6 protein-coding genes are annotated in these 12,289 nt (G+C 63.7%); 1 reads left to right on the forward strand and 5 read right to left on the reverse strand.

The window, feature by feature from the left end; translation table 11 throughout:
- Positions 1-252: 252 nt before the first annotated feature.
- Positions 253-1,203 carry a protochlorophyllide oxidoreductase gene (locus G3480_RS16575; protein ID WP_164655007.1) on the reverse strand — a complete coding sequence of 317 codons (951 nt, stop codon included), beginning with the start codon at positions 1,201-1,203 and terminating at the stop codon, positions 253-255.
- A gap of 556 nt (positions 1,204-1,759) precedes the next feature.
- On the opposite strand from G3480_RS16575, the gene G3480_RS16580 reads away from it, so the two are divergent.
- Positions 1,760-2,521, forward strand: a complete 762-nt coding sequence (locus G3480_RS16580) for a hypothetical protein (protein WP_164655008.1) — start codon at positions 1,760-1,762, stop codon at positions 2,519-2,521.
- Positions 2,522-2,573: 52 nt separating this feature from the next.
- On the opposite strand, the gene G3480_RS16585 is transcribed toward G3480_RS16580, so the two are convergent.
- The 4 genes from G3480_RS16585 to zwf form a co-directional block, all read right to left on the reverse strand.
- Entirely contained in the window at positions 2,574-6,710 is a 4,137-nt protein-coding gene (locus tag G3480_RS16585; RefSeq protein WP_164655009.1) for a DEAD/DEAH box helicase, read from the reverse strand.
- Positions 6,707-8,521 (reverse strand): hypothetical protein, encoded by a 1,815-nt coding sequence (locus tag G3480_RS16590; RefSeq protein ID WP_164655010.1) that lies wholly within the window; start codon positions 8,519-8,521, stop codon positions 6,707-6,709. The genes G3480_RS16585 and G3480_RS16590 overlap by 4 nt, the downstream gene beginning before the upstream one ends.
- A gap of 11 nt (positions 8,522-8,532) precedes the next feature.
- Positions 8,533-10,179, reverse strand: a complete 1,647-nt coding sequence (pgi, locus tag G3480_RS16595; protein ID WP_164655025.1) for a glucose-6-phosphate isomerase — start codon at positions 10,177-10,179, stop codon at positions 8,533-8,535.
- Between the two features lie 544 nt (positions 10,180-10,723).
- Positions 10,724-12,193: a glucose-6-phosphate dehydrogenase gene (gene zwf / locus G3480_RS16600; RefSeq protein WP_164655011.1), complete on the reverse strand. Its 1,470-nt coding sequence runs from the start codon at positions 12,191-12,193 to the stop codon at positions 10,724-10,726.
- Between the last annotated feature and the right edge of the window lie 96 nt (positions 12,194-12,289).

The raw sequence follows: 12,289 nt of genomic DNA on the forward strand, positions 1-12,289 counted from the left end.
TAGCCATCCTGGGTGATATCCATACAAGCCCTTTCGGTTGTGGTACGGAAATACAAGGCTCAAATCAAAGGGTCAGTACGAGCATCACGTCCGATGGCTATAGAATCCTTGAGGGCGCAAAATGCTTGCAGATGAGTCAAATTTCGATGAAGCGTCCGACCATTCAAGACCGTTGGGATCGGGATCGAACCGACGCTAGCGATAGCGATCCCGATGGCATGACTCGTCGGCCTGAGGCGCAGACTCGCTAGATCACAGCTCCATATTGCCCCTGTACTTCTTCTCGCACTGGAGAACCAGCTCCATCGAGACCTGGCTGGCGCCTTCCTTGACCGCCTCTTTCTCGATCATGCGACGAATCATGGGACGCAGAAATGCCGGTGCCTCGTGCACGCGCTCCTGGGCATCCGCGTGCCAGCCAATGCCGAGCTTCTTGTTGACCCAGCTCCCAGGTGCCGGGGGCGGCTCCGTGGCTTCCGCGATCGAGAGACCTGGATCGCCACCAAAGGCGACCTCGGCTAGAACATCCGACATGGCCTTGCCAAATGCGCGGGTGAAGACCGGAAAGGCCGGGTCGTTGCGGAAGATGACCTTCTTCATCTCCAGCACCATCTCACGTCGCACCTGAACCCTGGCTGCATTCTCGTCGCGCTGGGCTGGCTCGATGTAGGCATCCCGCCAGGTCTCAATGGTTGCCTGGAGTGCATTGAAGAAAAGCCCCGGCTCGATGGCCTTGAAGGCACAGTGCATGAGGTGCGGCGAAGTGACGGACGCCAACCACTCGAGCCGGCCGTCCGGCAGGCCCATGGCGGGTCGATGCGTCTGCGCGACGGCGGCGAAGGGCGCCATATCCGTATCCGGCGAGCAGGGCGCTAGGTCGAGTGTTAGCAGCGTCTTGTCCGGTGGGTGGCCGCCGACATGCAGCAGGAAGGCGGGGATGTCGTACTCCACCCGCGGGTAGGCGAAGATGACCAGCCCCGCGCGCCCCCGCCGCAAGGAATAGCGGTTGATCATCACTCGATCGAGCTTCTCGCCCTGGTAGATCCGCGCGCGGCTGCGGATGAACTTCTCCGGGGTATGACGGAAGGCGCCGCACTCGGAGAAATCGTTGCGATCCAGGAAGGCGTCCAACTGGTCGAGGAAGAGTGCCTCGTGCCCTTCCCAGATCGCCGATTCAGGCTCTTGTACACTGTCGTCAGTCATTTACACCTCTCTCTGCGGCTTGAGGCCGCGGACTATAGCCGCGCGGCAATGACCCTGCAAAGCGCTCCAGAGCCCTCGGCCTAGCGGCGCGACCCAAGGAGTCTCGATCGTGATCACCGAAATCCCGGGGCGAGAACGAGCAAAAAGCACGAAGAGCCCGCCAGCAGCCCCAATGGCGCCATGCTGGCGGCGCGACGCGCCTGAGCAGAACCCGAAAATTGAACCTATTGCCCATTATTGTCGATCGCGGACCGCTAGTATCCGTGCCACGGACTGGCGCATGTGCCCCTTATTGGCGTGGCTTCAGGACCTGCCCACGGATGCACCGAACGAGTGGACTTCGCGAAATGGAACGGTGTTCCATTCATCTTTCGTGCTCATCTCAGCTCAATCCATTGCAAGAAGTAGCTCAGTGGACCGGCCCGAGGATTGGCGGTTCAGTCCCTTCAGGGCTCGCTGCTCCGTCGCTCGCTGCCTCCGCAGGCGACGGCATCGGCACCCCGAAGGTAGGACCGAGTCAGTCCTCGGATAAGAGCTATAAAAAGAGGAATTGGTTTTGAAACGCGAGCTGATCTTCCATATTTCGACCGCGGCCGGCATTCAGTTGCGAACTGTTCAGCGTTTGAAGCAAATCGGTATCCTGACCACGAGCCGGAGCTTCAGGGAAACCCCAGACGGCAAACGCTACTTGGTGCTCGACATCCAGGGCGCCGATGTTCCAGACGAGATGATCTGGACTCAAGTGGCCGAGGTGCAAGGAATTCTCGGCTTGGTCGAGAGCGACAAGTTGCACATCGAGCCGTCCAAGACCGACAAGACACAGAAGCAAGCAACAGCGGAATTCGCTCCCGAATCCGGCGACACCGCCATTCGGGATCGCATGCTGATCTTCTCGCTGCTGAGCCGCTATCCCAGGCTGGACGGACGCTTCAACGAGATCCTGATGGCCATCCCGCCAGAGAACCGCCGGCAGCGCGCGCTGGAGTTGGGCGCCGGCTTCGGCGGTCACCTCGCGCGCCAAATCAAGCCCAAGAAGACGCCGACCAAGCTGGCGGATTCGATGACGGAGCTGCTCATCCCCGCGCTAGCGCCCATGGCGACCCTGCGACTCGACGGCAACACCATGACCGTCAGCGACAACCGGATCGACCTCAAGGGCAAGGGGCACCTCGACGAAACCTGCGACTTCCTCAAAGGCACGATCTCCGGGCTGCTACGCGCCTACGATCTCGCATCCTTGTTCGTGGGCAACCAGTGCCGCAACGACTCCGAGGGCGAACACTGTCTCTTCCTCTTCGCATCCAAGCCTGCGGCCTAGAGGCCTGTCCGACCTGGGTGATCGAAGCGAGGAAGCGGGAGAGCCAGGCCCCTCAAGACGCCGAGTCGCGGATGAGGGCCAACATCTCTTCGTAGCCAAGGCGTCCGCTGTCGCCCGCCCCCTCGAGAAGCTCATCGGCGAGATCGCGCTTGGCCGCGTGGAGGGCGAGGATCTTCTGCTCGATGGTGCCCTTGGTCACCAGGCGGTAGATGGTGACCGGGCGCTCCTGACCGATGCGATGGGCGCGGTCGCTGGCCTGATCCTCGACCGCCGGGTTCCACCAAGGGTCCATGTGGATCACATAGTCCGCGGCGGTGAGATTGAGCCCAGAGCCGCCGGCGCGCAGGCTGATGAGGAAGAGGTCACCCTCACCTGCTTGGAAGGCCGCAACGGCGGCCTTGCGCTTGCTCTCCGAGGTGGAACCGTCGAGGTACTGGTAGCTGATGCCGCGGCCGTCGAGATAGGTGCGAATCAGGCTCAGGTGATCGACGAACTGGCTGAACACCAGCGCCTTGTGGCGGTTGTCGAGCAGGTCGTCGAGAATATCGCCGAAGGCGTCCAGCTTAGCGCTGGCCAGCTCGCTGTCGGGCAGCACCAGCTTGGGATGACAGCAGGCGCGGCGCAGCCGCATGATCTCGGCGAGCAGCTGGATGCGTTTGTGCCCAGGATGGTCGTCCTCGCTCTCGAGCCGTTCCATGGCCTGGCGACGCAGCGCCTCATAGAGCGCGCTCTCGGCCGCGCCGAGTTCCAGCTCCAGGGTGATCTCGGTGCGCGGCGGCAGCTCGCTCAGGACATCGCTCTTGAGACGCCGCAGGATGAAGGGCCGCAGGAGCTGGCGTAGCCGCTTGCGGGCGCCCGAATCCCGATGTTGCTCGATGGGAATGGCGAAACGCTCGTTGAAGGTCTCTAGCGAGCCAAGCAGGCCCGGATTGATGAAGCGAAAGAGGTTCCACAGCTCGCCGAGATGATTCTCGATCGGCGTGCCCGTGGTGATCATACGAAAGCCGGCATCGAGCTTCATGATGGCCTGGGAGCGCTTGGTGTTGGCGTTCTTGAACGCCTGGGCCTCATCGGCCACCACGGTCGCCCAAGGCACAGCTGCGAGCCGCTCGGCCTCGGTCTGGAGCAGACCGTAGCTGCTGATGATGAGGTCGAAGGGGCCGGCATCATTCAACATCTGCGCGCGATCCCCGGCACCGAAGCGCTTGGGCTGGAGCGTCGGCGCAAAGCGACTGGCCTCGGTCATCCAGTTGGCGCAGACGGACATGGGCGCCAAGACCAGCGTCGGCCCCTCGGTGGCGCGTGACAGGATGACCGCCAGCGCCTGCAGTGTCTTGCCGAGCCCCATGTCGTCGGCGAGACAGGCCCCGGCCCCCCAATGGGCAAGCCGCGCCAGCCAGCGAAAGCCCTCCAATTGATAGTCGCGAAGCTCCGCCTGTAAGGTCGAAGGCAGCTCCGGCTCCAGCTCGCGGACCTCTTCCAAGCGCTTCAGCGTCGCCTTCCAGTGCGCGCTGCGCTGGACCTCCATTCCCTCTAGGCTCTCCTCGATCGCCGCAGCAGCCAAGGGGTGAAAGCGGCCCCGCTCGGTCAATCCGGCGAGATTCTCCAGACGCCGCCGCAGTTCCTCGCTCAAGGCCACGAACTCACGCTCACCGAGCCGGATGAAACGACCGGGCGACGCCTGAATCAGTTCCAGCAGCTGCCGCATGCCCAGCACGCGCCCATCGTCCAGGGCAAGCTCGCCATCCAGGCCAAGCCAGTCGCGCTGCTTGCCGACACTGACCCGCATGCTGCCGATCTGTGCCGTCGAACTCAGCCCGATGCGCTTGCCCTCGGGCCACTGGAGCACGACGGCGTCGCCGAGCGCATGCAACTGCTCGAGCGCGGTGAGCGCGTCCTCGGTACTCTCCAAGGTCCAGATCCAGCCATCCTGGCCCGCCAGGGCCGGACAGGCATTGAGCACGGCCGTGGCCGCGCGCCGCTCACCGGCCAGGTCGCGCGTGGTCTGCACCGCACGCCCATCGACCTCCGCGAAGAGGTTAGCCATGCCCTGCCCCGGATGCACGCGCGGCCCCTTGTCGCCCAAGGGCTGCATGAAGAGTTCGAGGGCCAGACCCTCGTCGACCGGATTGAGCTGGACATGGGGGCGCGCATCCGACTCCAGGGTCTCCGCAATGCGCTCGGTGCCACCGATGGCGGAATGCACCGTCAGCAAGGGGGCCACTGCCGCGATGCTCTCCAGAACCTTGTCCTTCCCGCTCGACGGCACCTTGAGCCCATCCATGCCGACGAGCTTGGCAATGCGCCGATGCGAGGCGTCGAAGCGCACGAGCCGCAGCCGTTGCGGGCCATCGTCTTGAATCAGCAGGTCTGACTCCACCGGCGGGAAGGGATTGAGCCGCATCAGAATGTCGCTCTTGCGCTTGATCACCTCGAGCGCGGGGCCGCCGGGGACTAGCTCGAGCGGCGCGTCCATGACACCAGGCCGAAAGATCCGGGGATGCCCAACGGCAGCAAGCAGGGCACGCTCACCGTCGAGACGGTAATAGACGCGCCCATAATTGCCGTACCAGCCCTGCTCGTGTTCCTGGGTCATGGTCGCAAGAATGCGCTGGTCCGCGTCAGTCAGGTAGTCGAATTCTTGGGGCGACTCGGCGAGGCGTGCCAGTGCCACCGGCCGCCCTTGGGTCCAGCCGCCGCGTTTGGTCCGCTTCTGCTCGCGCGGCTCGAGCTGGCCTTCGCTCCCATAGAGGCTCAGCACCCAGGCCATGCGGCGGTCGGGCGCCGAGGACTCGCCCGCGGCCGCGCCCTCGTCGCTGGCCGCAAGTCCTTTCAGTGCCTCCAGGGCGATCTCCCACTGGGACTTGGGGGCAAGCAGTCTAGTGAGGCCATGAACCTCTTCGGGACGCGCGGGTAGCGCCTCCGCGTCTACCTGGCGACCAAGCGCACGCAGCATGTCCGCGCTCTCCCAGGCATACCAAAGGACGCCGGCCTCGACGGCAAGGTCATGATAGCGCGCAAGCTCATCCACCATGTCCGCCTCCGGCTGCTCACCGAGCCAATGCAGCGCGAGGGCCTGGAACAGCCCCTCATAGGGATGTCCATCACGCAGGGGACGGCGTATCCAAACCGCCTCGTAGAAGCGCAACCGCCCCATCAAGAGGCCAGCCAGCTCGTCCAGGATCCGAAACAGCGACTCGAAACGATCCGTGACCGGCGCCCGCAAGGCAATGCTGACCTGGCGCTGAACGCTCTGGAGGTCTTCCGCTGTCCCCCGACGCAGCAATGCGAGCAGATGAAAGACGCCAGCCAGACCCGGGACGTAAATGTTGCGCTTGCGCGTCTGCCGTCGCTGCGTGGTCAGGTGAAGGTCGAAGACCCCGAGCGCCTCGTCGTAACGGCCCTGGATGAAATGCAACCAGCCGATCAAGGGCAAGGCATCCGGCGTAATGCGCTCCGCCAGGATAGGCGCCGCCTGATCCGGCCGACCCTCGAGCAAGTAGTGCTCGGCGAGCATCACGGCGGCCTCGGGCTGGTCATCGAGCAAGGGCGTTAGATGCTCACAGGCAAGCGCGACCAAGTCGGGATCGGGCGTAAGCTCATAGCCGACCTCCACCAGCGCCGGCCCCAGCGCCAGCACACGCAGCCGTGGCGCAAGGGTCGCGAGCCATGTGGGGTCCGGCGACAAGGTGCAAACCTGGGTTAGCGTTGCGACGGCGCTGAACGGAATGCGGTCGCCCGGCTTGCGCGCGTGCACGCCGATCATGCGCAGCACCTCCTCCTCACGTCCGGCATAGAGGGCATTGCGCAGCCGCCGTGTCGAGCGATATGACTGGGTGTCCCGCCAACCGAGCGGAGGCACGCTGCTCACGACCTGCTCGCCTGCCGTCACGATCTCCTGGAAGCATCCGGCGTTGACCGTCTCGCGGGTGAGCGGCTCGACCAGCCTGGAAACACAGGTCAAGCCCGACTTCATCTCGACCAGACAGCCCAGTGCCAGCAACCGCTCGCGCAGCGGCTTTGCCATCAGGTCTGCGAGCGGTCGGCCCTCGGCGTCCCGCCAACCGAGGGTCTTCAGAATCCTTTGCAGGGTGGTCTGATTGACCGGCTCGTAGACGACGGAAAAGACTTGCAGAATGCGCCGCTCGTCGGCGCTCAGTGTTTCGCAGGAGTCGTTCGGCTGGCTCATGAGGCGGTCAGGATCTCGGGTAGAACATAGCCCAATTTTGTCAGGGCCTTCTGGAAGGCATTGAGCTTGGCTTGGGGAACCACGATCAGGCGCTCGCCGGCGCGCAGACAATGCGGGGCGGTCGCCGGATCCGTGCTCAGCATGGCGGCGAAGGCGGCATCCCGGCAGGTGAAGAGCCGAGCGGCACCCTCGTCGCGCAGGGCCGTCGCACGCTCCTCGACCAAGGCCAGGAAGCGCGTCAGGGCAACGGGCAGCTCACCACCCAGGGCCTGACCCAGGAAATCCCCTAGCCGCTCACGCTCATCGACCCGCGCCGCCGAAGCCATGGCCGCCTCCAGCCGCAATCGCCAGCGACCATCCGGCTGAGCCTCGGCATACTGCTCGAGCATGAGCTGCTCCGCCGCCATGGGCTCGCGCACGAGCGTCAGCGTCGCGTCGGGATGCACCTGAAGCAGCGGCGGCACCGACTCCACCAGGGGGACATAGCTGTCCGTCAGCCCCAGACAAAAGGCCCCCAGCGCATTGAGCCGCAGATAGAGCAGTCCGTCGTAGCGACTCAGAAAGGCAAATTCATCGGTGCCCCAGCAGCGACCGTAGCCTCCGCGGACATGGTAGGGCAGCGTGTAGACGACATCGATCATGCCGAGCGTGGCGAGGTACTCGAAGAGGTAGGCGAGCGCATACCTGGCCTGCAGGATCTCGAAGCTCGCGTTGCCTTCGTAGCCCAGACTGCCGTAGTTGGCATCGGCAAAGTAAAGCTTCCAGGGATTGTCGCTCACCTCGAAACCGATACCTTCTAGCTGCATGAAGCGAAAAAATTGATCGAGCTGGATCCACTCCCCTTGCGGGCAGGTCGCGAGCATCTCAGCGATGGCGTCCCTCCGCCCGGAGACTGCCGTGAGGCGCGCCCCCTTGCTGGTCTGGCCCTTGATGAGATCGACGCGGCGCAGCTCGTCCGGCTTGCCCTTGGTCTGCCAGCGCTCGAAGAGCAGCTTCACAGTCGATTCCAGCGGCTCGCCAAGTGCCTTGCGGCCCTTCGGGGTAAGCGCCAGCTTGCTGCCGTCGATCTTGGCCAGCCCGCCCGTTTGCAGTAGCAAGGGCCAGGCGTAGGGCTTGATGGGACGGATCGGTCCGCCGGCCCACCGCTGGAGTTCCCTGTCGTCCTCGGGCCGGTACCAGTCCCCGCCGGCCAGTACGCCCTCGATCGCCTTGAGCGAGGCCGCGCTGGCCACGCCGGTCTTGGGTCCGACGCTGACGCGGCCCGCCTCGACCAACCTAAGCACGGCGGGAAGGTCTTGCCGGACCAAGGGCTCGGTGCTGTGACGCCAGACGGGATAGTCCGCGACCTCCAGGTCTTTGAGCACGAAGGTCTCGGGCAAGGCCGCCTGGGGCGTCGTCTCGATCCGATTGACGGCTGGAGGCGGCGCGAGCGAGATCAGTCGCGCGCGCAGGTCAGGCGGGATCTCGTTGTCGTAGAAAAAGAGCGGCAGCACGCTGCGCGGCTTCTGGCGATTCCGATTGCCATAGCCGTATGGGCTGTACTCGTGCAGGGTCGGCAGGGCGCCGTATTTGACCTTGAATCGCGAGTAATCGAATCGGCCCGACCAGGCGTGCACCGCCTCGGAAATCGCCTTGACGTCCAGCTCACTCAGCTCAAGCCAGATCGGCTTGAGATCCCCTTCCAGGAGTTCCTCGGCAATGAGGGCGACGAGATCCCCTTTGCGGAGCACCCGACGGTCCGTGGGCAGGAGCGCCAGCAGATTCTTCAACTGATCGACGGTCCGGCTTTCAAGCGCATCGCGCAGCATCATGCCCATCGCCATCAACCTCGGCGATGCTGGATGAAGCGCTCCAACAGGGTGCGTGTCGACGCATCATGGTCAGCGCTCACCTTGCCAGCCTCGATCTCATCCAGAATGACGTTGGCGAGTTTCTTCCCAAGCTCGACGCCCCACTGATCGAAGGAATTGACGCCCCAGACCACGCCCTGAGTGAAGATGCGGTGCTCATAGAGTGCGATCAGTGCGCCGAGCGTGCGCGGTGTCAGCCGGTCCATCAGAATACTGTTGGTCGGGCGGTTCCCCGGGAAGGTGCGGTGATGCGCCAGAAAGCGCGCCCGCGCTTCCGGCATCCCGGCGTCCAGCATCTCAGTCAGGGCTTCGTCATAACTGCGGCCGCGCATCAAAGCCTCGGTTTGGGCAAAGAAGTTGGCCATGAACTTGGGGTGATGATCCCCCAGCTCATTGTGGCTGTGGATGGCGCCGATGAAGTCGGCGGGGATCATCTGCGTGCCCTGGTGAATGAGCTGGTAGAAGGCATGCTGACCGTCCGTGCCGGGCTCGCCCCAGACGACAGGCCCGGTCGTGTAGTCGACTGTCACGCCCTCGCGCGTCACGCCCTTGCCATTACTCTCCATGTCGCCCTGCTGGAGATAGGCCGGCAGGAAGCGCAGCGACTGATCGTAGGGCAGCACGACATGCGTCCGAGCATTGGCGAAATTGGCGTACCAGACTCCGATCAGACCGAGCAGTGCCGGCATGTTCTCCTTGAGGTCGGCGGTGCGGAAATGTTCGTCCATGGCGTGCGCGCCATCCAGCAGCTCGGCGAAGCGCTCGAAGCCAACGGCGAGCGCAATCGGCAGCCCGATCGCCGACCACAGCGAATAGCGCCCGCCGACCCAGTCCCAAAAGCCGAACATGTTGGCGGTATCGATGCCGAAGGCGGCGACCTTCTCGGCGTTGGTGGACACGGCGACGAAGTGCCGCGCGACGGCCGCATGGTCATCCAGCGCGGTCAGCAGCCAGTCTCGGGCGCTCGCCGCATTGGTCATGGTCTCCTGGGTCGTGAAGGTCTTGGAGGCGACGACGAAGAGCGTGGTCTCGGGGTCGAGCTGGCGCACCGTCTCGACCAAGTGAGTACCATCCACGTTGGACACAAAGTGAACCCGCAGACTCTCGCTCTGATAAGGCGCCAGGGCCGCGCAGACCATCTTTGGCCCGAGATTGGAGCCGCCGATGCCGATGTTCACCACGTCCGTGATGCGCTTACCGGTATGCCCGGTCCACTCGCCCGAGCGCACGCGGCCGACGAAGGCCTCCATGCGGGCGAGCACGGCATTGATCTCCGGCATCACATTCTTGCCATCGACCAGGATCGGCCGATTGGAGCGGTTGCGCAGCGCAATGTGCAGCACCGCGCGATCTTCAGTGTTGTTGATCGGCGCGCCGCTGAACATGCGCTGCGTCCAGCCCTTGAGATCGACCGCCTCGGCCAAGTCGATGAGCTTGGCGAGGTTGTCCTGGGTGAGGATGTTCTTGGAGTAGTCGAGATAGAGCCCGGCCGCAGACAGACTCATGGTCTTGGCCCGATCCGGCTCAGTGGCAAAGAGGTCCACCATGCGGGCGGCCTTCATCTCATCCCAATGCGCGTGCAAGATATGCCATTGCGGCATCTGGCTCAGGAGCGACATAGTCCGCGTCTCCTCTGTTCGATACGGCTGAGTTGGGTGCTGATGCAAGAACGCGCCAATCGCCCCTAACAGCAGGGTCCGAGTGTTGCCCTCCAGGACGACCGCAAAGCTCGGGAAGGCCCGCGCAAACAGCGCGCGCTGTGCGCCTTTCTCGAGACTCATGGATCTCGAGGCCGACCCTCTGCCCGAGTGCGGCGACCGACTTGTATCAGCGGTTCTTGAGCCCCGCCAAAGGTTGCTCGATTGGGGGCGCATTGGAGCACAATCGCGCGACCAAGGCGATTGAGAAGCGGCCAGCGGCCGGGAAATGGCGCATCGCCTCACTCATTTGCCAGCGGGCTCGGACGCAAGTGACCTCCCGACGCGAAGCTCGGGGCGCCTTCATTCCAAGCACTGCCACTAGAATCCTTGGAAGCGCCCGACCATCCAAGGCCGTCGGGATCGGGATCGGGATCGAACCGACGATAGCGATACCGATGGCATGACTCGTCGGTCTGAGGCGAAGCCTCGCTAGAGATCGGCGGCTGAAGGCTGACCGCCCTCCTCACATCTCGTTTCTCCAATCCTGATCCTCGCGATCGAACAACCGACTCGCCTCGACCGGCCCCCAAGAGCCGGCCGGATAGCTGTGGATGAAGTCACGCTCCGTCGCCCAGAGCTTGAGCACTGGATCGACCACCCGCCAGGCCCAGTTGACCTCGTCGTAGCGCAAGAAATGGGTGTGGTCGCCCTCGATGATGTCGAGGATCAAGGCCTCATAGGCGTCGATATGCTCCGGCGGCAGCGTGCAGCTGCTAGCGTCCAGACGCTCGGTCTGGGCGCGCATCTCCAGGCCCGGCTGCTTGACCTGGATCTCGATGCGCATGCACTCGTTGGGCTGAATGTTGAGCAGCAGCCAATTGGGCTTGAGCTGCTCGATGGCCGTCGAACGAAAGAGCTGCTGCGGCGGATGCTTGAAACGGATCGCGATCAGTGAGTTGGTCTTCCCCAGGCGCTTGCCGGTGCGCACATAGAAGGGCACGTTGCGCCAGCGCCAATTGTCGATGTAGAGCTTCAGGGCCGCGTAGGTCTCGGTCGTGCTGTTGTGGGCGACACCAGGCTCGTCGCGGTATCCGGCTAGCGTGGTCTCGCCGGAGCGACCAGGCCCATACTGAGCACGGAAGGCCTGGCCGTGCACGGCCTCGCGCGGAATGGGCCGGATCGAGCGCAGCACCTTGACCTTTTCGTCGCGCAGCGCCTCGGCATCCAGACTGGGCGGCGGCTCCATGGCGACCAGGGTGAGCATCTGCAGCAGATGGCTCTGGATCATGTCGCGCATGGCTCCAACCCCATCGTAAAACCCCGCACGCTCCTCGATGCCGCGCGCCTCGGCATGAGAGATCTGCACATGGTCGATGTAGTTGCGGTTCCAGAGCGGCTCCAGTATGAGGTTGGCGAAACGGAAGACCAGAATGTTCTGAACCGTGCTTTTCCCCAGATAGTGATCGATGCGATAGATCTGATCCTCGGAGAAGCAGCGCCGCAATCGTTGATCGAGAATGCTCGCACTCTCGAGGTCGAAGCCGAAGGGCTTCTCCACAACCAGGCGCGACCAGCCACGCGCTTGCCCGTTCAAGCCCTTGGCGGCGAGCTGATCGGCGATGTCCCCGTAATGCTTGGGCGCAACCGCGAGGTAGGACATCAAATTGTCCGGCAGATCCTCATCGCTGCTCAGCCGCTCGGCCAGCCGCGCGAAGTCTTCCGGCTGCTCCAGGTCGCCAGAAATAAAGCGCATGCGGCTCAGTAAACGACCAAGCGACTGCTCGTCGAGCCGCTCTCCAAGACGGCCACTGAGCGCGTCACGCACCCGATCTTGCCAATGCGCGTCCGACCAGTCACGACGACCAAATCCCAGGATCCGACTCCCCGAATCCAGCCGTCCCGCCGCCTCAATGTGATAGAGCGCGGGGAGGAGCTTGTGCGTCGCCAAGTTCCCAGTCGCACCGAAGATGAGCAGGGTGCAAGGCTCGGTCATGCGCGGTTACCTCCAATCAAGTCAAGTGTGCTAACGTGAAGACTGTAAACGTCTTTCCATGACCCAACCGAATCCCCTTCAGGCCAAGCGTCTGAA

Source organism: Thiorhodococcus mannitoliphagus, assembly GCF_010915725.1.
In the GTDB taxonomy this organism is placed as follows: domain Bacteria; phylum Pseudomonadota; class Gammaproteobacteria; order Chromatiales; family Chromatiaceae; genus Thiorhodococcus; species Thiorhodococcus mannitoliphagus.

Excerpts from the sequence above, each read along its gene's own strand:
- G3480_RS16575 (WP_164655007.1), bottom strand. The coding sequence starts at position 1,203 with ATGACTGACGACAGTGTACAAGAGCCTGAATCGGCGATCTGGGAAGGG.
- G3480_RS16585 (WP_164655009.1), bottom strand. The coding sequence starts at position 6,710 with ATGAGCCAGCCGAACGACTCCTGCGAAACACTGAGCGCCGACGAGCGG.
- G3480_RS16590 (WP_164655010.1), bottom strand. The coding sequence starts at position 8,521 with ATGATGCTGCGCGATGCGCTTGAAAGCCGGACCGTCGATCAGTTGAAG.
- pgi (WP_164655025.1), bottom strand. The coding sequence starts at position 10,179 with ATGTCGCTCCTGAGCCAGATGCCGCAATGGCATATCTTGCACGCGCAT.
- zwf (WP_164655011.1), bottom strand. The coding sequence starts at position 12,193 with ATGACCGAGCCTTGCACCCTGCTCATCTTCGGTGCGACTGGGAACTTG.